The following is a 20717-nucleotide window of genomic DNA, read 5'->3' on the forward strand; positions in this document are numbered from 1 at the left end:
TTGCTCGGGTTTGCTTGTCGCGGGCTTGGGGCTTTGGCGTTTTCTTGCTTTCGTGTCGGTATGCATGCGTTGCCCCTGTGCGGGGCGGCACCTACTTTTCTTTGCAGCGGCAAAGAAAAGTAGGCAAAAGAAAGCCGCTCAAACCGCCATTGCTTCGCCTTGCACCACTCGCCATCATTCGGAGTGGTGCCGGAGCGTCTGTTACCTCGCACCCTTGATGTTAGTGACAAAGGACTCATTCATCCCACTCCGCGCTACGCGCGTCGCGGACGGGTCTGCAAGGGAAAACAACCGCGCTGTTCAGTCTTCCATGAGAAAGGGAGCCAACCACTGGTTTTGGTTATGCCCAACGGGGCGCGCAGCGCCGCCGGAAGGAAGAGCGCTTTGTCACTTCGTTTGAAGGCGAGTGATGCAAGGCGAAGCATTAGCGGTTTGAGCGGCTTTCTTTTGCCTACTTTTCTTTGCCGCTGCAAAGAAAAGTAGGTGCCGCCCCGCACAGGGGCAACGCTTGCACACCGACACGAAAACAAGAAAAGGCCAAATCAGCAAGAACCACGGCAAAACCCGCGCCCCGCGCAAAAAAGGCAAAAAAAGCCGCGAATCCAAAGACCCGCGGCTTCCGCATTATCAAATAGTGCCCAGCGCTCAAACGCGCTCAATAGCGATAGCAATCCCCTGCCCCACCCCGATGCACATCGTACAAAGCGCATAACGCCCCTGCGTACGATGCAACTGATACATCGCGGTCGTAACGAGCCGCGCCCCGCTCATCCCGAGCGGATGCCCCAGCGCAATAGCACCGCCATTCGGATTCACACGAGGATCATCATCGGCAACGCCAAGCATGCGCAGCACCGCAAGACCCTGCGAAGCGAACGCTTCATTCAGCTCGATCACGTCGAACTGATCGATCGTCATGTTCAGGCGCGCAAGCAGTTTCTGCGTAGCCGGCCCGGGCCCAATGCCCATCACACGCGGCGCGACACCCGCCGTCGCCACCCCCAGCACGCGCGCACGTGGTGTAAGCCCAAAGCGCTTCGCATTTTCCTCATTGGCAAGCAACAGCGCACAAGCACCGTCGTTCACGCCCGAAGCATTGCCCGCCGTGACCGAGCCGTCCGGCCGCACGACACCCTTGAGCTTGGCAAGCGCTTCGAGACTGGTCTCGCGCGGATGCTCGTCGCGCGAAACGACGAGCGCATCGCCCTTCTTCTGCGCGATGGTAACCGCGACAATTTCCTGCGCGAGCGTGCCATCGGCCTGCGCACGCGACGCCTTCTGCTGGCTGCGCAGCGCAAACGCGTCCTGGTCGGCACGGCTCACGTTGTAATCGACAGCGACGTTCTCCGCCGTTTCCGGCATCGAATCCACACCGTACTGCTGTTTCATCAGCGGATTGACGAAACGCCAGCCGATCGTCGTGTCGTAAATCGCAGCGTCGCGCGCAAATGCGCTTGCCGACTTGCCCATGACGAACGGCGCACGGCTCATGCTTTCCACACCGCCCGCAATCATCAGCCCCGTTTCGCCAGCCTTGAGCGAGCGCGCGGCAATACCCACGGCATCCATGCCGGAGCCGCACAGCCGGTTGACCGTCGAGCCCGGCACGGCCTGTGGCAAGCCCGCCAGCAGCGACGACATGCGCGCGACGTTACGGTTGTCCTCGCCAGCCTGGTTCGCGCAGCCGTAGATCACGTCGTCGATCGCCGTCCAGTCCACTTCCTTGTTGCGCTCCATCAGCGCCTTCAGGGGAACCGCGCCGAGGTCGTCGGCACGAACCTGAGCAAGGGCGCCCGCATAGCGGCCGATCGGCGTGCGAATCGCGTCGCAGATGAATGCTTCCGTCATATGAGTCTCCTGTCGACCAGCGTTGGAGCTTGCGCGCCTTGCTCTGGTCCCATGTTAAGCAGTCGATCGCATCTGGCGTGTTAGCCAGAGCCAGCGTGTCGACCGGTTTTGGTGTCCCGACTGGCGTTGCTGTTTCAGCACCGACTCCAGTCACACAGCACCTACTCCGGTCGCATAGCTTACTCCGGCCCCATAACCCTGGATACGATGCCATGCAAGGGTGGTTGAGATAGACGGACTGCGCGGGCGAGAAAGGGAGTTCGAACGCGCACGTCCCTGTGCGATTTGTTCGACTGACGAACCTATGGTCGTTGATCGAACATTTCTGCCCATGATAGGCGTCACGCGGGACGGGTGTCAAGCGCGCGAAGTTGGCGCCAAAAAGCGAAAAGGCCGCAGAGGACAAGCGTCCACGCGGCCTTCGTCTGCTTCAGGCATTCAAACGGGCGCAAGGCGCCCGCTGATGCCACAGATGCCTAGCGCGACATCATGAGCATACCGACATTGTGCATGACCCAGATCGTGCCGAAGATCAGGAACGCAGCGGCCAGCACTGTATAGGCAAGCGAAAGGACATTCCACCCCTGCCCCGGCGACATGTTCAAATGCAGGAAGAACACCAGATGCACGATCACCTGCACGAAAGCGAGCACGGCGATCACGATCATGGCCGTAGTGGTATCCAGCGCGCCGTGAAGGACGACGCCGAATGCGCCCGCCGTCAGCAGGACCGAGAGGACGAAGCCCGCCGCATAGCTGCCGAGGCTGCCATGGGACTGCGCATGAGTATGAGCCATTTAGAGCACGCTCCCCAGATAGACAAAAGAAAACACGCAGATCCACACGATGTCGAGGAAGTGCCAGAAGAGGCTCAGGCACGTCAGGCGACGGATTTCCTGCTCGCCCAGTTGCGGCACACGCAACACCTGCAGCATCAACACGACCATCCACACGAGACCGAAGAACACGTGCAGGCCGTGCGTGCTCACGAGCGTGAAGAACGATGAGAGGAACGCGCTGCGCTGCGGGCCCGCGCCTTCTTCGATCAAATGCGAGAACTCGCGCAGTTCGAACACGAGGAACGTCACACCCAGAATAAACGTGACGGCGAGCCACCCGAGCACGACACCGTTCTTGCGCTGGTGCGCGCCGAGCATCGCGAAACCGTAGGTGATGCTCGAGAGCAGCAGCACGGCCGTTTCGAGCGCGACACCCGGGATGTCGAACAGGTCCTTGCCCATGGGGCCGCCAGCGAACTGGTGGCCAAGCACGCCGAACGTGGCGAACAGTGCCGCGAACAGCACACAGTCGGTCATCAGGTAGATCCAGAATCCGAATACCGAGTGCGACTGCGGGTGATCGTGATGATCGAAGTCGGCAAGGGTTGCCGTATTGGTTTTCTGTAACATCAGTTTGCCTCCACGGCGACCATGTCGCGCTCATCCACGGCAACGGCCGTGCCGAAGCGCCGTTCTTCAATCTCGCGAACCTTCGCGGCCGGAATGTAGTAACCGTCGTCCTTGCCGAAGCTCTTGAGGATGATCGTCAGAACGACGCCAACGAACCCGAGCACCGCGAGCCACGTGATGTGCCACACAGCCGCAAAACCAAGCACGAGGCTGAACAGGCCGATGACGAGGCCCGCCGCCGTGTTGGACGGCATATGGATGTCCGTGTATTTCGGTGCGAGCCCGAGGCCGCGGCCCGTTTCCTTCATGTGCGCGAAGGCGTCGATATCTTCCACGTGCGGAATGACCGCGAAGTTGTAGACCGCCGGCGGCGACGAGGTCGCCCATTCGAGCGTGCGGCCGTCCCAAGGGTCGCCGGTCACGTCCTTGCATTCCGCCTTGTTGCGGTTCACGAAGGCCATCACCCACAGCAGGACCTGGAACACGACGCCCACGGCGATGATCGCAGCGCCGATCGCGGCCACGATGAAGTACGGCTGCCATTCGGCCACGTTGTAGTGATTGGTCCGGCGCGTCGCGCCCATGAAGCCGAGCACGTAGATCGGTACGAAGGCCACGTAGAAGCCGACGAACCAGCACCAGAACGACGCCTTGCCGAGCTTCTCGCTGGGCTTCAGGCCAAACACCTTCGGGAACCAGTACTGCAGGCCCGCGAGGTAGCCGAACACCACGCCGCCGATGATGGCGTTATGGAAGTGCGCGACGAGGAAGAGCGAGTTGTGCAGCACGAAGTCCGCGCCCGGGATCGCCATCATCACGCCGGTCATGCCGCCGATCGAGAACGTCACCATGAAGCCGATGGTCCAGAGCACCGGCGCGGTGAAGTGGACGCGGCCGCGATACATCGTGAACAGCCAGTTGAAGATCTTCACGCCGGTTGGAATCGCGATGATCATGGTCGCGATGCCGAAGAACGCGTTGACGTCAGCGCCCGAGCCCATCGTGAAGAAGTGATGCGCCCACACGAGGAACGCCAGCACCATGATCGCGCACGAGGCGTAGACCATCGTCTTGTAGCCGAACAGCGGCTTCTTGCAGAACGTGGCCATCACTTCCGAATAGATGCCGAACGCAGGCAGCACGAGGATGTACACCTCGGGGTGGCCCCACGCCCAGATCAGGTTCAGATAAACCATGGGGTTGCCGCCGGCATCGTTCGTGAAGAAGTGCGTGCCGATGTAGCGGTCGAGGCCGAGCAGCGCCACGGCGACCGTGAGGATCGGGAACGTGGCCATGATGAGCACGTTCGAGCACAGCGCGGTCCACGTGAACACCGGCATCTTCATGAGCGACATGCCGGGCGCGCGCATCTTGATGATCGTCACGAAGAAGTTCACGCCCGTGATCAATGTGCCGACACCCGAGAGCTGGACGGCCCATATGTAATAGTCGACCCCCACGTCTGGACTGAACTGCAGCTCGGAGAGCGGTGGATATGCGAGCCAGCCCACCTTCGCGAACTCGCCGACCACGAGCGACAGGTTGATGAGGATCGCGCTGATCGCCGTCATCCAGAAGGAAAGCGAGTTCAGGAACGGGAACGCCACGTCACGCGCGCCGATCTGCAAGGGCACGACGAGGTTGAAGAAGCCGACCATGAGCGCCATCGCCATGAAGAAGATCATGATGACGCCGTGCGCCGTGAAGATCTGGTCGAAGTGATGCGGCGGCAGGTAGCCGGGCGAGTCCAGCGCGATGGCCTGCTGGATGCGCATCATGACGGCGTCGGCGAAGCCGCGCACCAGCATGAGCACTGCCACGATCATGTACATGACGCCTATGCGCTTGTGGTCCACGCTCGTGAGCCACTCGCTCCAGATGTACTTCCACTTGCCGGTCACGGTGACGAGACCCAGCACGCCTACGACGATCAACGCCATGAACGCCGCTGCGCCCATGATGATTGGCTGATCGAACGGAATCGCCTCTAATGTCAGTTTGCCGAACATGCGTTACCCCTTCGTGCCGCAGGCAGCGTCCCGGAAATCGGTAACGTGGCCGTTGTTGTACTTCGCAATGATGTTATTGAAGAGCTTCGGGTCGACCGCGGAGAAGTACTGCACGGGCGCCTTTTCCTGCGGCTGGGAGACCGTTGCGTACTCATCCATCGAAAGCTGCGTCGACGAGGCCTTGACCTTCTGCACCCACGCGTCGAAATCCTGCTGGCTCGAGGCGAGCGTGCGGAACGTCATGTCCGAGAAGCCGCGGCCGCTATAGTTGGACGAGAGGCCGGCGTAGTCGCCTGCTTCGTCGGCGATCAGGTGCAGCCGGGTTTGCATGCCCGCCATGGCGTAGACCTGGGTGCCCAGTTGCGGGATGAAGAACGAGTTCATCACCGCGTCCGACGTGATGCGGAAGTTGACCGGTGTGCCGACCGGCACGGCCAGCTGGTTCACCGTGGCGATGCCGAGGTCCGGATAGATGAAGAGCCACTTCCAGTCGAGCGCGACGACTTCGACGTTGATGGGCTTCACGCTCGACTCCAGCGGCTTGTACGGGTCGAGTTCGTGCGAGGTACGCCACGTGAGGATGGCGAGGAAAAGGATGATCGCGGCCGGAATCGCCCAGACCACCACTTCGATCGCCGTGGAATGGGCCCACTTCGGCGCGTAGGTTGCGTTGCGGTTGGAGGCCCGGTAGCGCCATGCGAACACGAGCGTCAGGATGATGACGGGCACCACGACCAGCAGCATGGCCCATGTGGCCGTGGCGATGAGCGACTTCTCGGCCATGCCCACGCTGCCTTTCGGGTCGAGCACAGCAAGATTTCCGCTGCACCCCGCAAGAGAAACGAGCAGCCCGCTGCCGAGGGGGACTAACCACCTTTTAAAGGCTTTTCTGTGTGTCATGTTTGCCTGTTTTCCGTTAACCACCTGAACGCCCAACACATTTGCATCGCTAAATTGCTAAGCAATATGCACCCATTAGTATTCAGCGCGATTCTACGGAAACGAACAATCTCAAAATTTGATCTACGCTAAAGTTTATGAAGCGGGTCAAATCTTGCCCATGCAAGCGCGACGGAAAGCCGCAATTATCTTTCCGGGAGCTTTCAGCCATTCAGGCGCGCGGTACAGCCTCGATCCTGGCCCGGCAGGCCAAGAGCAAATTTAGCGAGCGTGGCCACGATGAAGAGAGAAAAGTACTGATGGATCTGACTAAAGATTTGTAATAAAGCGTGCCGATTCATTCGAATCTCAATTTCGCTTTATATCGGAATTAATTTATTGGCGGAATTATTTTTACCTATATCCCGAAAAATTTCGCGTCAATATTTTCACCCCTTCATTAATTGACTGTAGTCAAATAACCGGACGCAAAATGAAATAGCGTGCGCTTATGTCGCATGCTCCTCGCGAGCCGTACAATCGACTTCCACGCCCACCCGAACACTCGGCCCCGCCGCGGCGCCTGTTGGCGAAACCGATCGCTTACGCTATCTTGATAGTTTCTTCAAGCGCCTCAGCAAGCCCGACCGTCACGCCCATGAATTCTGCTTCCAGTGCCTCGCCCGACCGTTCCGCCGAACCGCCGGAGATCCCCGAAAAGCCGGGCGACTCCTATGTGCAGTCGTTCGCGCGCGGGCTTTCGGTCATCCGCGCGTTCAATGCCGAGCATCCCGAGCAGACCCTGACCGACGTCGCCGCCGCCACCGGCCTCACGCGCGCGGGCGCGCGCCGCATCCTGCTCACGCTGCAGACGCTCGGCTACGTGGAAGCCGAAGGTCGGCTCTTTCGCCTCACCCCGCGCATCCTCGACCTCGGCTTCGCATACCTCACGTCGATGCCGTTCTGGAACCTCGCCGAGCCGGTGATGGAGGAGCTTTCCCAGCAAGTGCACGAGAGCTGCTCGGCGGCCGTGCTCGATCGCACCGAGATCGTCTACGTGCTGCGCGTGCCCACGCACAAGATCATGACGATCAACCTCTCGATCGGCAGCCGCCTGCCCGCGTACTGCACTTCGATGGGCCGCGTGCTGCTCGCATCGCTCGACGAGGGCGCGCTAGACGAGACGCTCGCCTCCACGCCGCTCTATGCACATACGGCGCGCACCGTCACCGATATCGGTGAGCTCAAGAAGATCATCGCGCAGGTGCGCCAGCAGGGCTGGGCCATCGTCGATCAGGAGCTGGAGGGCGGTCTCATCTCGATCTCCGCGCCCATTCGCAACCGGCACGGCCGCGTGATCGCCGCGATGAACATCAGCGGCAACGCGCAGCGCACGTCGGCCAAACAGATGGTGAAGACCTTCCTCGAGCCGCTTCAGCAAGCCGCGGCGCGCGTATCCGGCATGGTCGCGCGCCGCACCTGAGAACGCCTCGCCGCACGGCGAGCCTAGCTGACTTCCGCGAACAGCTGCACGAGCCAGTCGGCGAAGGTCCGCACGCGCAGCGAGAGCTGGCGGCTCTGCGGATACAGCACGGAAACCGGCATCGGCGGCGGCGGATGTGCCGGCAGCACGACGCACAGCTCGCCGTTGGCGAGCAGTTCGCGCACGCGGTAGCGCGGCACCTGCACGATGCCGAGCCCCGCCAGCGCGCCGGCCGTATAGAGATCCGCGCCGTTCACGGCCACCGGCCCCGGCAGCGTCACGCTCGTGACGCCTTCGGGTGTCGTGAATTCGAGCGGATGCGCACGGCCAGTGGCCGGCGAAAGGTAGCTCACGGCCCGATGGTGCAGGCTTCCCGGCTTGCCGGCTCGCTCGCCGTCGAGCGCCTCGATCGACTCCGGATCGCCGTGCCGTTCGAGATACGCAGGGCTCGCGCACGTCACCTGCTCAAGCAGCGCTACGCGCCGCGCGATCATCGAGGAATCGGCCAGCTCGCCCGCGCGCAGCACGCAGTCCACGCCCTCGCGCACGAGGTCGACGTACTGGTCGCCGGAACCGATGAAGAGCTCGATGCGCGGATAGCGCGCGAGAAAGTCGGGCAGACGCGGCACCACGAAGTACTGCGCGAGCGTGCCCTGCATGTTCACGCGCAAGCGCCCCTGCGGATCGGGGTCGCGAAATGCCTCCTCGGTTTCCTCGAGGTCCGCGAGCAGACGCGTGCAGCGCAGGTAGTAGGCGTCGCCGTCGAGCGTCGGCTTCACCTGGCGCGTGGTGCGCTCGAGCAAGCGCACGCCGAGGCGCGCTTCGAGCCGCTTGATCGAATTGGTAACCGTTGCGCGCGGCAGGTTCAGATCCTCGGCCGCCTGCGTGAAGCTGCGGCGGTCGACGATACGCGTGAAAATCTGCATCTCCTGGAATCGGTCCAAGGTCATTCTCTTTTGAGTTCGCGAGTCGCGTTCATCTTCTCATGGCAACCGCGCTCAACCAAAAATCCCCCAGCCGATGCGAGTCCTTAAGCGGCAGCTAAGCAAGGCATCGAGCATCGCTTTCGCGCTAGCGCGACGCGACCCGCCTCACGACCTCGATGAACGTTTCGCCCGACTCCTCGAGCCGCCCCGAGTTGTCGATGCGCGAGAACGACGCGGCCGGCGGCACCTCGAATGGCGCGCGTCGCGCGAGTCGCGCGGCGACCTGCTCGGGCGTCTCGCGCGCACGCGAGGCAAGACGTGCGGCCAGCACGTGCTGCGCCGCCTCGACGTGCACGAGCGTCATGTGCGGGTAGCGCTCGAACGCCTCGCCTGCGTAGGCGCGCGAACCGTTCACGACCACGGTGCAGCCGAGCGCGAGCCACTGGTCGATCTCCACGCCCACGCCATAGCGCAACGCGTGGCTGCGCCATTGCAGCGCGAACAGGCCGCGCTGCGAGCGCGCCTCGAATTCGGGTTCGGTGAGCGCGATGTGGTTCTCACCACCGCCGTCCTCGCGCGTGATGTAGCGATGCGCGAACACCACGCCTTCGGCGGCGAGCCGCTCACGCGCAAAGCGCAGCAGCGTATCCTTGCCCGCGCCCGAAGGCCCCATCACGTAGATCAGACCGCCCTTCATGCGCGAGCCTCCGCGAACGGCAAGCGACGCCACAGCGCGAACGGCGCGCCCGGCTGCGGTTCGACGAAGAGCGCCGCGCCCTGCACCGGCAGCGCGCCTGCACCGCGCATCTGTGTGTTCCAGGTATCGACGAGTTGCGCGCACGTTTGCGCGTCGTTCAGTGAATCGGAAAGCGTCATGTGAAAGCGAAATTCTTCGAATACATACGGATAGCCCCATTCCTCGACGTACGCGCGCTGGCGCGGCGTGAGCGGCGCATCGAGGCGCTTCGCCAGTTCGGCGGGTGTTTGCTGGGCGCGCAGCGAGCCGAGCGCGCGCAGCGCGTTGGCGGCGAGTTCGCGCAATGCCGTTTCACCGGCTTCGTCGGCCGGGCGTAGCGCGACGAAGCGGCCGAGCGTCGCCGCCTCGACCGGCGCCTCGAAGCGCGCTTGCCGCTGCGCCCATTGCTGGGCGGCCGCGTAGAGCGCTTCGGGCGTTACGCCCGCCGCGAGCCGGAACGGCGGCACGAGCGTGCCGTGCCAGCCGTAGCGGCGCGGCGCCACCGTCAGGGCATCGAGAGGCTGGGCGAGCCCGGCGGGCTGCGGCGGCGCGAGCGAGGCGCCGGTTTCGGGATCGCGGCCAAGCCACGCGCAGCCCGCCTGCCACCACGCCGATTCGCACGGCGGCGCATAGTAGAGCGCGAAGCGCGCGGCCTCGCTCCAGTCTTGCCGCAGTTCGCTCATACCTCGTGCTCCACCATCAATTGCACGCGATCGGCTGCGAAGTGTGTGATGCCGTACTTGATCGGCACACCTTCGAGATCGACGTCGACGTTCTCCACCCACAGCACCGGCTGCTGCCGGTTGATGTTCAGGCGCCGCGCCACCTCGGCCTCGGGCAGCACGCTGCCGATGCGGCTCCACTTGCGCAGATAGTCGGTCACGCCGTATTCGGCGAGCGCATTCGAGGTGCTGTCCACGCGCTCCATGACGGTGGGCAGGTCCGCGAAACGCGCAGCCGGGTACCAACTGCGCGCATAGGTGAGCGGTACGCCGTCCGATTCGTGCAGCGTTTCGAGCCGGTACACGAGCGCGCCCGCGCGCAAGCCGAGCGCCTTGGCGACCGTGGGGTCCGCCTTGACGCGCGAGGAGGCGAGCAGCTTGCCCGCCGCCGCATGCTGATGGCGCTTCAGGTTCTCGGTGAAGCGCGTGCGCTTGCCGATGGTGTAGTCGATCGCGCCGGGCTGCACGAAGGTGCCGCGGCCCTGCTCGACGCTCACGAGGCCGAGCGCCGCGAGGCCGAGCATCGCGCGCCGCACCGTGTGGCGGTTGACGTCGAAGCGGCGCGCGAGTTCGCCTTCGCTCGGCAGCCGCCCGTCCTCGCCGAAGCCCTTCGCGGCAATCTCCGCCGCGAGGATCTGCTCGATCTGCCGCCACACCGCCACCCCCGCGCCGCGTTCAAGCAGGCTGGCCGGCGCCTCGTCGTTCGATGTCATGGTGCTGTCATTCCTCTCGGTTCCAATAGCGCTTCGTGCATTGTAGTGCGCAAGGCGTGATGGAAATATGAAAACCTCCGCTTCGTCTGCGTGAGACAACTGCACCTTCGAACGTCTAGACGTTTAGATGAATAGATGCTTCAATGACGCAGTTCGCAGCCCCGGTTCTCCCCTCGTTCACGACACAGGAACTCCGATGAACGCTTCTTCCACCTCTGCCATCCCCGCGGCCGCCTCCGCTACCCGGCGCGCATGGATGGCGGTTCTCGCGCGCACGCCGCGCGCCGAGCTCGAAGCGGCGCTGGGCGTCGCGCTCGCCGGCGCCCCCGAGCCCGCTTTCGACTGGTTGCGCCCGCCGCAAACTGGCCTTGCCATGGTGCGCGGGCGCATCGGCGGCACCGGCGACGCCTTCAACCTGGGCGAGGCCACCGTCACGCGCGCCACGCTGCGCCTGCGTGCCGACGGTGCCGAGGGCCCCGACGGCACGGTCGCAGGCCAGCCCGGCCCCGTCGGCGTGGCCTGCCATCTGGGCCGCGACAAGCGCCGCGCGGAACTTGCCGCGCTCGCCGACGCCCTGCTCCAGCTACCCGCGCGTCAAGCCCGCCTGCACGCCCAGTTGATCGAGCCGCTCGCCGCGCGCCTCGAAGCGCAGCGCGAAGCGCGCCGCGCCGATGCCGCCAGCACGCGGGTCGAGTTCTTCACGATGGTTCGAGGTGACGCATGAGCAACGAACGCAATATGACGCCCGACCTGCTCGCGGCGCTCGCGCCCGGCTTCGGCGATCCGGTGCACGACACGCAGGCCGTGTTCCGCACGCTGCTCGACGCGCTTGCGCGTCCCGGTACGATCGGCGTGATCGACACGCCGCTGCCTGCTGCCGACGCCTCCCCCGCACCCACGCATGCTGGCGTTGCGGCCTTCGCCTCGCTGCTCGCGCTGGCCGACTACGCGACACCGGTCTGGCTCGCGCAGCCCGACGCGGCACTGGCCGCCGCGCTGCGTTTCCATGCGGGCGCGCCGCTTACGGCGGAACCGCATGCGGCCGCCTTCGCCTACGTGCACGACGCCGCCACGCTGCCGCCGCTCGAAGCGTTCGCGAGCGGCACGGCCGAATCGCCCGAGCAATCGGCGACGGTATTCGTGCGAGTGGACGCGCTCATGGGCGGAGCGCCGCTCTCGCTACGCGGCCCAGGTATCGAAACGACGCGCAGTATCGCGCCCATCGGTTTGCCCGAACGTTTCTGGCGCGAACGCGCCGCTCTCGCGCCGCACTTCCCGTGCGGCATCGACTTCTATTTCGTGTGTGGCAACCGCCTGATGGGCCTGCCACGCACCACTCTCGTGGAGATGCACTGATGTACGTCGCCGTCAAAGGAGGAGAGCGCGCGATCGAAGCGTCGTGGCGCCTGCTCGACGAGGCACGCCGCGGCGACACGCGCGTGCCTGAGCTGAGCGTCGCGCAGATCCGCGAACAGATGCGCCTTGCCGTGGCGCGCGTGATGGCCGAAGGTTCGGTGTACGACGAAGAGCTCGCCGCGCTCGCAATCAAGCAGGCCGCGGGCGATCTCGTCGAAGCGATCTTTCTGCTGCGCGCCTATCGCACCACGCTGCCGCGCTTCGGCTATACGGAGCCGGTCGAAACGGAAAACATGGTGGTGGAGCGCCGCATTTCCGCCACCTTCAAGGACGTGCCCGGCGGCCAGGTGCTCGGCGCGACCTACGATTACACGCAGCGCCTGCTCGATTTCGCGCTGCTCGCCGAAGGCGACGATGCCGCCGGCCACGCGCCCCGCGCGAGCCGCGAAGCACCGCCCGAAGAGCCGATGCCGCGCGTGCTCGCGCTGCTCGACAAGGAAGGCCTGATCGAGCAGGAAACACGCTCGCCCGAGGCGCGCGAACCCGGCGATCTTTCGCGCGAGCCGCTCGCGTTCCCCGCCGACCGCACGGTGCGCCTGCAGAATCTCGCGCGCGGCGACGAAGGCTTCCTGCTCGCCATGGGCTATGCGACGCAGCGCGGCTACTCGCACACGCACCCGTTCGCCGGAGAGATCCGCTTTGGTTCGGTGTCCGTAGAAATGGTGCTGGACGAGCTGGATGAAGCCGTCGAGATCGGCGAGATCGAGCTGACCGAGTGCCAGATGATCAACCAGTTCGCCGGCGCGAAAGACGTGCCGCCGAAGTTCACGCAGGGCTACGGGCTCTCGTTCGGCCATGCGGAGCGCAAGGCGATGGCGATGGCGCTCGTGGACCGCGCGCTGCGCGCCGAGGAGCTGGGCGAAACGCTTGCCTCGCCCACGCAGGACATCGAATTCATGCTCTCGCACAGCGACAACGTGGAAGCCTCGGGCTTCGTTCAACACCTGAAGCTGCCGCACTACGTGGACTTCCAGGCCGAGCTCGAACTCGTGCGACGCCTGCGCGCCGAGCACGAACAAGGCGTCGATGCCGACGCGCAGAACGAGGAGGCCGCATGAACGCGCCCGACAGCCTGCAAACCAGCAACGCCACGGTAACCTCGCACGAAACCCAGGCCGCCGCCGGCTACAACTTCGCGTACCTCGACGAGCAGACGAAGCGCATGCTGCGCCGCGCGTTGCTCAAGGCGGTGGCCGTGCCGGGCTACCAGGTGCCGTTCGCCTCGCGCGAAATGCCGCTGCCGTACGGCTGGGGCACGGGCGGCATCCAGGTGACGGCCGCGATCATCGGCGCGAACGACACGCTCAAGGTGATCGACCAGGGCTCGGACGACACCACGAACGCCGTGAACATCCGCCGCTTTTTCGCGCGCACGACGGGCGTCGCCACCACGCGCCACACGAGGGAAGCGTCGATCATCCAGACGCGTCACCGTATTCCCGAAACGCCGCTCACCGAGAAGCAGATCCTCGTGTACCAGGTACCGATGCCCGAACCGCTGTTCCGGCTCGAGCCGCGCGTGGCCGAATGCAAGAAGCTGCATGCGCTCTCCGACTACGGCCTCATCAGCGTGGAGCTTTATGAGGACATCGTGCAGCACGGCAGCATCGCCACAACCTACGATTACCCCGTGACGGTGAACGGCCGCTATCTCACGTCGCCCTCGCCGATCCCAAAGTTCGACAATCCGAAACTCCACATGAACGCCGCGCTGCAACTCTTCGGCGCGGGCCGCGAGCGGCGCATCTATGCGATTCCGCCTTACACGCCGGTGAAGAGCCTCGACTTCGACGATCACCCGTTCGAAGTGCAGCGCTGGGAGCACGCCTGCGCGCTGTGCGGCTCGCGCGAGAGCTTTCTCGACGAGATGATCGTCGACGACGCGGGCAAGCGCATGTTCGTCTGCTCGGACAGCGACTATTGCCACGAGCGGCGCGCGAACGACGATGCGATCGATGATGCAAACGTCGACACGATCGATGCGCACGCAACCACAGAACCTGCAACCCACGCGGGAGAACACGCATGACGCCGCTTCTGAGCGCCCGTTCCCTCACGAAGCAATACGGCGGCCGCAACGGCTGCCGCGACGTGAGCTTCGACCTGTATCCCGGCGAGGTGCTGTGCATCGTCGGAGAATCGGGCTCGGGCAAGACCACGCTGCTCAACACGCTCGCGCTGCGCACCGAAGCCGATTCTGGCGAGCTGCGTTACACGAGCACGAACGGCGACACGCTCGACCTGCGCACGCTTTCCGAGCCGCGCCGGCGTCTGCTGGCTCGCACCGAATGGGGCTTCGTGCAGCAGAATCCGCGCGACGGGCTGCGCGCAGGCGTCTCCGCCGGAGCCAACATCGGCGAGCCGCTGATGGCCGTGGGCGCGCGCCACTACGGTCAAATCCGCAATACCGCGCAGCAATGGATGCGGCGCGTCGAGCTGGACGCCACGCGCATCGACGAGTTGCCCTCGGCGTTTTCGGGCGGCATGCAGCAACGCTTGCAGATCGCACGCAATCTCGTGACCGGGCCGCGTCTCGTCTTCATGGACGAGCCCACGGCGGGCCTCGACGTTTCCGTGCAGGCGCGCCTGCTCGACCTCTTGCGCACGCTCACGACCACGCTGCATCTTTCCGTGCTGATCGTCACGCACGATATCGGCGTGGCGCGCCTGCTCGCCCATCGGCTCATGGTGATGCAAGGCGGCGCAGTGGTCGAATCGGGCCTGACCGACCAGGTGCTGGACGACCCGCAGCATCCCTATACGCAGACGCTGGTGGCTTCCGTGCTGCCGGTCTAGGATGATCGACATGACTCTCACCTCATCACCCGCCGCGCAACACAACATGCGAGGCACGCGCGCCTTCATCGAACGCCCCGCGCTCATGCTGCGCGCCGAAGACGTGCGCAAGACCTTCACGCTGCATGGCCAGGGCGGCATCGGCATCGAAGCGCTCGCGGGCGTCTCGCTCGACGTGGAACGCGGCGAATGCATCGTGCTGGTCGGGCCTTCGGGCGCGGGCAAGAGCACCTTCCTGCGCTGCCTCTATGGCAACTATCTCGCGAGCGGCGGCTCGATTGCGATCCGCGACGAAGGCGCGCCGCTGGAGCATCTGGAAATCACCGGTGCGGCGCCGCACGACATCCTGCGCGTGCGCCGTAACGTGGTGGGCTACGTGAGCCAGTTCCTGCGCGTGATTCCGCGCGTTTGCGCACTCGACATCGTGGCCGCGCCGCTCGTCTCGCGCGGCGTGGAGGAAGACGAGGCGCGCGAGCGCGCCCAGACGCTGCTCGCGCGTCTTAACGTGCCGCGCCGCCTGTGGTCGCTGGCGCCCGCCACCTTCTCGGGCGGCGAGCAGCAGCGCGTGAACATTGCACGCGGCCTGATCGCACAGCACCGCGTGCTGCTGCTCGACGAGCCCACGGCTTCGCTCGACGCGGAAAACCGCGAAGTCGTTGCGAGCCTGATTAGCGAGGCGCGCGAGCGCGGCGCGGCGATCGTCGGCGTATTCCACGACGAGGACACGCGCGAACGCGTCGCCACGCGCGTGCTCGCGCTCGCCGCCCCGCGCGCGCAGGCCGGCGGGACGCCGGCCGTCGCCGAAATCGCGTGATGAACGACGGCTTGTCACGCGCCGCGTGCAAACTCTCAACCATGTGCGCCCGAAACGGCGCATCAAGCTGAACAAGACCTGATTTCTGGAGCCTTTCGATGTTGATCAAGAACGCTCGCATCGTGACGCGAGACGAAGTTTTCACGGGCACGCTGCGCGTGGAAGACGGCCAGATCCGCGAACTCTCGCGCGGCACGACCGCCACGCCCGAAGCCGAGGACTGGGAAGGCGACTTCCTGCTGCCGGGCCTCGTCGAGCTGCATACCGACAATCTCGAGAAGCACCTCGCGCCGCGCCCCGGCGTGCACTGGAACACCGACGCCGCATTCGTGATTCACGACGCGCAGATCGCGGCGGCCGGCATCACCACGGTATTCGACGCGCTCGCCATCGGCACGCGCCTCGCCGTGGGCGTGCGCGGCCGCGACGTGCAGCTCGCGAGCGCCGCCGCGCTCAAGCGCTTTTCCGAGCGCAACCTGCTGCGCGCCGAGCACTTCCTGCACTTGCGCTGCGAAATCGCCACCGAGGACGTGATCGAACTCTTCGATACGCTGAGCGAGCACCCGCTGCTGCGCCTCGCCTCGGTGATGGACCACACGCCCGGCCAGCGCCAGTGGCACGACCGCGCGCAATGGCGCCGCTTCCAGGAGCGCCACGGCAAGTGGACCGACGAGCAGACGGCCACGATGCTCGCGGAAATGGCCGACGAGCAGGAGCGCTACGCCGACGCGCACCGCCTCGAGATCGTCCAGCGCTGCCGCGCGCGCGGCATCCCCCTCGCGAGCCACGACGACACGCTCGTCGAGCACGTCGAGCAGGCCGCGGCCGAAGGGATCGTGCTCGCCGAATTCCCGACCACGCGCGTGGCCGCCGAGGAGGCGAAAAAGCGCGGCATCGCGACGATCATGGGCGCGCCGAACGTCGTGCGCGGCGGCTCGCATTCGGGCAACGTCTCGGCGCTGGAGCTCGCGCAGGCGGACCTGCTCGACATCCTCTCGTCCGACTACGTGCCGTCCAGCCTGCTGACCGCCGCATTCGATCTCGTGACGAAGGCCGACTGGTCGCTGCCGCGCGCGCTCGCCACGGTTTCGTGGGAGCCCGCTCGCAAGTCCGGCCTGACTGACCGCGGCGCCATCGAGCCGGGCCTGCGCGCCGACTTCGTGCGCGTGACGATGCTCGACTCGCTGCCCGTGCCGCGCGCGACCTGGCGCGCGGGCGTGCGCGTAGTGTGATGGATGCAGTCGGTGCGGCGCGACTGCCGCACCGACTGCTGCACCGCGGCACCGACGGCGCGCCACCCCGGCGCTGTCAGCAGGCAAATTGGTACGCAAAACCAACAGCGTGCCATCGAATCGATTTCAACCACCCTTCACGTACCTGACGCGAGCGCGCCAACGCCACCCGCCAATGCTCCGACTGTTGCGGCCGTACATCGCAGCGCCTTCCGGGCGAGCCTTGGTCCGAACCTTCCCGATCCCCTGCAAGCCTTTTCTGGCAAGGCTTTGCGCGCAACTCCACAAGTGCACGACCGTACGCTCGCGCGCTGCCTTTCCCACTATTCGTATTACACTAGCGACGCCGTAATTTTGACCTGGTAAGCTTGCCGCGCTCCGCCGGCCGCACGCCGGCGGGTACAACGAAAAACTCCGGTGCGAGACGCGCCGGACAATGCGCCGCGGTGGCATGGCCACACGTGGTGCACCCTGAACCATCCCGAGGAGTACACATAGTGAAGAAACTGCTTGCCACCCTGTCGGTTGCCCTGCTCGCCGTCTCGGCTGGCGTCGCTCATGCCAAGGACTGGACCACCGTGCGCTTTGGCGTCGACGCCAGCTACGCACCGTTCGAATCCAAAGCACCCGATGGCAAGCTGGTCGGCTTCGACATCGACCTGGGCAACGAAATCTGCAAGCGCATGAACGCGAAGTGCGTGTGGGTCGAGCAGGACTTCGACGGCATGATCCCCGGCCTGAAGGCGAAGAAGTTCGACGGCGTGCTCTCGTCGATGACGATCACCCCGCAGCGCGAAGAGCAGATCGCCTTCTCGTCGAAGCTGTTCAACACGCCGACGCGCCTCGTCGCCAAGAAGGGCGCGAACCTCCAGCCGACGGCTGACTCGCTCAAGGGCAAGTCGGTGGGCGTCGAGCAAGGCACGATCCAGGAAACCTACGCCAAGGAAAACTGGGCGCCGAAGGGTGTGAACGTCGTTCCTTACCAGAATCAGGACCAGGTCTACGCCGACCTGATCTCGGGCCGTCTGGACGCAGCGCTGCAAGATGAAGTGCAAGCCGATCTGGGCTTCCTGAAGACCCCGCGCGGCACGGGCTTCCAGTTCGCGGGCAAGGAAATCCCGACGGGCGCGGCCGCCATCGGCCTGCGCAAGGAAGACACCGACCTGAAGACGAAGATCGACAAGGCCATCGCCGACATGATCAAGGACGGCACGTACAAGAAGATCGAAGCCAAGTACTTCGACTTCGACGTCTACGGCGGCTAATCACCGCAGTTCGCGCCGGCGCCGTGTGAAATCGCGGCAGCCCGGTTCGCGCGGATACCCGTAAGCCCGGACCCCGCTCCGGGCTTTTTCTTTGCTTCGTCTTTTAATTCGGACTGCGTATTTTATGGCGACGGCCGTCGTATAGGTGGACGTTCGGGTTCCGGGGCAACGGCGAATCGGCTAAGATCGACATGCGTCCCGCCGCTTTTGTCACCGTTTTTGCCAACTGGCCACTTAAGCCGCTTGCGGGTCAAACCGTCAACCCCAACGCCAACCGCGGGCCGCCGTGCCACGCGCATCCATCATGCAAACCCGAAACCACCCGTTGATCGCGCCCGCCCTCGGCACCGAGAGGCAAATCGCCAGCTTCCACTACGGCAAAACCAGCGACAAACCCGGCGGCAGCCAGAAGGTCTATATCCAGTCGTCGCTGCACGCCGACGAACTGCCGGGCATGCTGGTCTCGTGGGTGCTGCGACGCAAACTCGCGGAACTGGAAGCCGCAGGCCGCATTCGCGGCGAGGTCGTGATCGTGCCGGTACCCAACCCGGTGGGCTTGAACCAGCATTGGCTCGGGCACCTGATCGGCCGCTTCGAGTCGAACACGGCGCAGAACTTCAACCGCAATTTCCACGAACTCACCGCGCTCGTGCTGCCGGATATCGAGGCGCGTCTTGGCCCCGACGAAGCCGCCAACCGCACGGCCATCCGCGCAGCCATGGGTGAAGCGCTGGCCGCGCAGCAGCCGAAAACGGAGCTGGATTCGCTGCGGCTCGCGCTTCAACGCCTCTCGTACGACGCCGACATCGTGCTGGACCTGCATTGCGACTGGGAAGCCGCCATGCACCTCTACACGAATCCCGAACTGTGGCCCGATGTCGAGCCGCTCGCGCGCTATCTCGACGCCAAGGCGTCGCTGCTCGCGCTCAACTCGATCGGCAACCCGTTCGACGAGATCCACAGTTTCTGCTGGTCGGAGTTGCGCGAGCGCTTCGGCAAGCGCTACCCCATTCCTCATAGCTCGATTTCGGTCACGATCGAATTGCGCAGCCAGCGCGACGTCTCGCACGAATACGCCGAGCACGACGCCCAGGCTATCGTCGACTACCTGATCGAGCGCGGCGTGATCGAAGGCAGCGCCGCTCCGCTGCCGCCGCTCGCCTACGCAGCCACGCCGCTCGCGGGCACCGAGCCGATCGTCGCCTCGGCGAGCGGTGTGATCGTGTTTCGCGTGGAATGCGGCATGTGGGTGGAATCCGGTGCGGCGATCGCCGACATCATCGATCCGATCGCCGACACGGTAACGACGCTGCATGCCGGCGTGAGCGGCGTGTTGTATGCGCGCCATAGCGCACGCTTCGCGACGGCGGGCATGGAAGTCGCGCGCATTGCTGGCGAAAAGCCCATTCGCAGCGGCTCGCTCCTCTCGTTGTAACGGTTTCCCCCGGGAGGGCTCGCGCCGCTGGCGCGAGCCCTTTTTTTATGGGCGCGTTTCTTCATCCCAGTTATTTCGTAAAACTAATTTTCTTCTTTATGAATTGACGGTACTGAGCAATGTAAAGCGTGCATTGATCGGGTGTTAATGGGCTTTTGATATTCGTCAAATTGAACCAGAAACAGGAATCAAGGAAATCCATTAACCCGAGAAATTCGAAAAGCTTGGGAAGAATTCTTATAAGGCCAACTTTGGCGGTCCGCCGTTTCGAAGAGTCGCCAAAATCGGCCGCAAACACAATGGTGGCGGGCTTCGCGCGGAAGTCTCCGGGCGCGCAAGGCTTATGTCGCATTCACACAACACAATCACGACAATTTGCTTACATTTCCTTACCGTCACATTCTTTTCGCTATCGACCCTTAAATTGCAGCCCGTCGCATGAACCGGCCCACCAGAGGCCGGGGTAGTGAACTTTCCTTTACCCGGAGCAACAGTTGAAAAAGAAATTTCTGACCACCGCTATTCTCGCCACGATCGCCGGCGCGGCCCACGCACAAAGCAGCGTCACGCTGTACGGCTTGATCGACGCCGGTATCAGCTATAACAGCAACGTAAAGAACGCGACGGGCGGCAGCAGCAGCCTGTGGCAATACGGCGACGGCGTGGCACAAGGCAGCCGCTGGGGCCTGCGCGGCGCAGAAGATCTGGGCGGCGGCCTGAAGGCGATCTTCGTGCTCGAAAACGGCTTCAACAGCGGTACCGGCGCGGCAGGCCAGGGCGGCGCGATGTTCGGCCGTCAAGCCTTCGTCGGTCTCACGAAGGACACGATCGGTTCGCTGACGTTCGGCCGTCAATACTCGTTCAGCACGGACGTGCTCGGCTCGCAGTACTCCACCGGCGGCAACACGGTTTCGGGTAACTGGGCATACCACTTCAACGACATCGACCAGCTGACCTCGAGCCGCATCAACAACTCGGTCAAGTTCCAGAGCGTCAACATCTCGGGCTTCACGTTCGGCGGCCTGTATGGCTTC

Annotated in this window: 21 protein-coding genes; 12 read left to right on the forward strand and 9 right to left on the reverse strand. The window is 64.4% G+C overall.

Going from position 1 to position 20717, the window contains the following annotated elements; translation table 11 throughout:
• Nucleotides 1–645 precede the first annotated feature (645 nt).
• The 5 genes from pcaF to cyoA form a co-directional block, all read right to left on the reverse strand.
• The gene (pcaF, locus tag VMJ11_RS33765) at nt 646–1848 is read right to left on the reverse strand and encodes a 3-oxoadipyl-CoA thiolase (RefSeq protein WP_325625518.1); all 1203 of its coding nucleotides are present in this window, start codon (nt 1846–1848) and stop codon (nt 646–648) included.
• Between the two features lie 476 nt (nt 1849–2324).
• Nucleotides 2325–2645 (reverse strand): cytochrome o ubiquinol oxidase subunit IV, encoded by a 321-nt coding sequence (gene cyoD / locus VMJ11_RS33770; RefSeq protein ID WP_325625519.1) that lies wholly within the window; start codon nt 2643–2645, stop codon nt 2325–2327.
• Nucleotides 2646–3257, reverse strand: a complete 612-nt coding sequence (gene cyoC, locus VMJ11_RS33775) for a cytochrome o ubiquinol oxidase subunit III (RefSeq protein WP_325625521.1) — start codon at nt 3255–3257, stop codon at nt 2646–2648.
• A complete protein-coding gene (cyoB, locus tag VMJ11_RS33780; RefSeq protein ID WP_325625522.1) occupies nt 3257–5266 on the reverse strand; it encodes a cytochrome o ubiquinol oxidase subunit I in 2010 nt (669 codons plus the stop codon). Before cyoB ends, cyoC begins: the two co-directional genes overlap by 1 nt.
• Before the next feature lie 3 nt (nt 5267–5269).
• Entirely contained in the window at nt 5270–6166 is an 897-nt protein-coding gene (gene cyoA, locus VMJ11_RS33785) for a ubiquinol oxidase subunit II (protein ID WP_325625524.1), read from the reverse strand.
• Between the two features lie 137 nt (nt 6167–6303).
• Here cyoA and VMJ11_RS33790 point away from each other — a divergent pair, with 137 nt between their 5' ends.
• Nucleotides 6304–6489: a hypothetical protein gene (locus VMJ11_RS33790; protein ID WP_325625525.1), complete on the forward strand. Its 186-nt coding sequence runs from the start codon at nt 6304–6306 to the stop codon at nt 6487–6489.
• A 314-nt stretch (nt 6490–6803) separates the two neighbouring features.
• Complete coding sequence (locus tag VMJ11_RS33795) at nt 6804–7628, forward strand: IclR family transcriptional regulator (RefSeq protein WP_325625526.1); 825 nt, start codon at nt 6804–6806, stop codon at nt 7626–7628.
• Nucleotides 7629–7651: 23 nt separating this feature from the next.
• Here the strand turns inward: VMJ11_RS33795 and VMJ11_RS33800 are convergent, their stop codons facing one another.
• The 4 genes from VMJ11_RS33800 to phnF all read right to left on the reverse strand — a co-directional run bounded on the left by VMJ11_RS33800 (nt 7652) and on the right by phnF (nt 10725).
• On the reverse strand, nt 7652–8572 hold the full coding sequence (locus tag VMJ11_RS33800) for a LysR family transcriptional regulator (RefSeq protein ID WP_325625527.1): 921 nt from the start codon (nt 8570–8572) through the stop codon (nt 7652–7654).
• Nucleotides 8573–8699: 127 nt separating this feature from the next.
• Nucleotides 8700–9251, reverse strand: a complete 552-nt coding sequence (phnN, locus tag VMJ11_RS33805) for a phosphonate metabolism protein/1,5-bisphosphokinase (PRPP-forming) PhnN (protein WP_325625529.1) — start codon at nt 9249–9251, stop codon at nt 8700–8702.
• Nucleotides 9248–9973, reverse strand: coding sequence for a DUF1045 domain-containing protein (locus VMJ11_RS33810; protein WP_325625531.1), 726 nt, complete (start codon nt 9971–9973; stop codon nt 9248–9250). Before VMJ11_RS33810 ends, phnN begins: the two co-directional genes overlap by 4 nt.
• On the reverse strand, nt 9970–10725 hold the full coding sequence (phnF, locus tag VMJ11_RS33815; RefSeq protein ID WP_325625532.1) for a phosphonate metabolism transcriptional regulator PhnF: 756 nt from the start codon (nt 10723–10725) through the stop codon (nt 9970–9972). Before phnF ends, VMJ11_RS33810 begins: the two co-directional genes overlap by 4 nt.
• Before the next feature lie 196 nt (nt 10726–10921).
• On the opposite strand from phnF, the gene phnG reads away from it, so the two are divergent.
• The 10 genes from phnG to VMJ11_RS33865 all read left to right on the forward strand — a co-directional run.
• Nucleotides 10922–11449: a phosphonate C-P lyase system protein PhnG gene (gene phnG, locus VMJ11_RS33820; protein ID WP_325625533.1), complete on the forward strand. Its 528-nt coding sequence runs from the start codon at nt 10922–10924 to the stop codon at nt 11447–11449.
• The gene (gene phnH / locus VMJ11_RS33825; RefSeq protein WP_325625535.1) at nt 11446–12081 is read left to right on the forward strand and encodes a phosphonate C-P lyase system protein PhnH; all 636 of its coding nucleotides are present in this window, start codon (nt 11446–11448) and stop codon (nt 12079–12081) included. Before phnG ends, phnH begins: the two co-directional genes overlap by 4 nt.
• Nucleotides 12081–13199, forward strand: coding sequence for a carbon-phosphorus lyase complex subunit PhnI (locus tag VMJ11_RS33830; protein WP_325625536.1), 1119 nt, complete (start codon nt 12081–12083; stop codon nt 13197–13199). The genes phnH and VMJ11_RS33830 overlap by 1 nt, the downstream gene beginning before the upstream one ends.
• A complete protein-coding gene (locus VMJ11_RS33835; protein ID WP_325625538.1) occupies nt 13196–14170 on the forward strand; it encodes an alpha-D-ribose 1-methylphosphonate 5-phosphate C-P-lyase PhnJ in 975 nt (324 codons plus the stop codon). Before VMJ11_RS33830 ends, VMJ11_RS33835 begins: the two co-directional genes overlap by 4 nt.
• Nucleotides 14167–14937, forward strand: a complete 771-nt coding sequence (gene phnK / locus VMJ11_RS33840; protein ID WP_325625540.1) for a phosphonate C-P lyase system protein PhnK — start codon at nt 14167–14169, stop codon at nt 14935–14937. Before VMJ11_RS33835 ends, phnK begins: the two co-directional genes overlap by 4 nt.
• Nucleotides 14938–14947: 10 nt before the next feature.
• Nucleotides 14948–15751 (forward strand): phosphonate C-P lyase system protein PhnL, encoded by an 804-nt coding sequence (gene phnL / locus VMJ11_RS33845; RefSeq protein ID WP_325625542.1) that lies wholly within the window; start codon nt 14948–14950, stop codon nt 15749–15751.
• A 98-nt stretch (nt 15752–15849) separates the two neighbouring features.
• Nucleotides 15850–16983, forward strand: a complete 1134-nt coding sequence (locus tag VMJ11_RS33850) for an alpha-D-ribose 1-methylphosphonate 5-triphosphate diphosphatase (protein WP_325625543.1) — start codon at nt 15850–15852, stop codon at nt 16981–16983.
• Nucleotides 16984–17480: 497 nt separating this feature from the next.
• Nucleotides 17481–18248: an ABC transporter substrate-binding protein gene (locus VMJ11_RS33855; protein WP_325625544.1), complete on the forward strand. Its 768-nt coding sequence runs from the start codon at nt 17481–17483 to the stop codon at nt 18246–18248.
• 304 nt (nt 18249–18552) lie between these two features.
• Nucleotides 18553–19683, forward strand: a complete 1131-nt coding sequence (locus VMJ11_RS33860; RefSeq protein ID WP_325625545.1) for a succinylglutamate desuccinylase/aspartoacylase family protein — start codon at nt 18553–18555, stop codon at nt 19681–19683.
• 494 nt (nt 19684–20177) lie between these two features.
• The coding region (locus tag VMJ11_RS33865) for a porin (RefSeq protein ID WP_325625547.1) at nt 20178–20717 on the forward strand (540 nt) is incomplete at its 3' end.

The organism is Paraburkholderia sp. (genome assembly GCF_035501035.1).
GTDB lineage: Bacteria > Pseudomonadota > Gammaproteobacteria > Burkholderiales > Burkholderiaceae > Paraburkholderia.

Bases quoted from the DNA above. Each gene is read 5' to 3' on its own strand.
- pcaF (WP_325625518.1), bottom strand. From the start codon at position 1,848: ATGACGGAAGCATTCATCTGCGACGCGATTCGCACGCCGATCGGCCGC.
- cyoD (WP_325625519.1), bottom strand. From the start codon at position 2,645: ATGGCTCATACTCATGCGCAGTCCCATGGCAGCCTCGGCAGCTATGCG.
- cyoC (WP_325625521.1), bottom strand. From the start codon at position 3,257: ATGTTACAGAAAACCAATACGGCAACCCTTGCCGACTTCGATCATCAC.
- cyoB (WP_325625522.1), bottom strand. From the start codon at position 5,266: ATGTTCGGCAAACTGACATTAGAGGCGATTCCGTTCGATCAGCCAATC.
- cyoA (WP_325625524.1), bottom strand. From the start codon at position 6,166: ATGACACACAGAAAAGCCTTTAAAAGGTGGTTAGTCCCCCTCGGCAGC.
- VMJ11_RS33790 (WP_325625525.1), top strand. From the start codon at position 6,304: ATGAAGCGGGTCAAATCTTGCCCATGCAAGCGCGACGGAAAGCCGCAA.
- VMJ11_RS33795 (WP_325625526.1), top strand. From the start codon at position 6,804: ATGAATTCTGCTTCCAGTGCCTCGCCCGACCGTTCCGCCGAACCGCCG.
- phnN (WP_325625529.1), bottom strand. From the start codon at position 9,251: ATGAAGGGCGGTCTGATCTACGTGATGGGGCCTTCGGGCGCGGGCAAG.
- VMJ11_RS33810 (WP_325625531.1), bottom strand. From the start codon at position 9,973: ATGAGCGAACTGCGGCAAGACTGGAGCGAGGCCGCGCGCTTCGCGCTC.
- phnF (WP_325625532.1), bottom strand. From the start codon at position 10,725: ATGACATCGAACGACGAGGCGCCGGCCAGCCTGCTTGAACGCGGCGCG.
- phnG (WP_325625533.1), top strand. From the start codon at position 10,922: ATGAACGCTTCTTCCACCTCTGCCATCCCCGCGGCCGCCTCCGCTACC.
- phnH (WP_325625535.1), top strand. From the start codon at position 11,446: ATGAGCAACGAACGCAATATGACGCCCGACCTGCTCGCGGCGCTCGCG.
- VMJ11_RS33830 (WP_325625536.1), top strand. From the start codon at position 12,081: ATGTACGTCGCCGTCAAAGGAGGAGAGCGCGCGATCGAAGCGTCGTGG.
- VMJ11_RS33835 (WP_325625538.1), top strand. From the start codon at position 13,196: ATGAACGCGCCCGACAGCCTGCAAACCAGCAACGCCACGGTAACCTCG.
- phnK (WP_325625540.1), top strand. From the start codon at position 14,167: ATGACGCCGCTTCTGAGCGCCCGTTCCCTCACGAAGCAATACGGCGGC.
- phnL (WP_325625542.1), top strand. From the start codon at position 14,948: ATGACTCTCACCTCATCACCCGCCGCGCAACACAACATGCGAGGCACG.
- VMJ11_RS33850 (WP_325625543.1), top strand. From the start codon at position 15,850: ATGTTGATCAAGAACGCTCGCATCGTGACGCGAGACGAAGTTTTCACG.
- VMJ11_RS33860 (WP_325625545.1), top strand. From the start codon at position 18,553: ATGCAAACCCGAAACCACCCGTTGATCGCGCCCGCCCTCGGCACCGAG.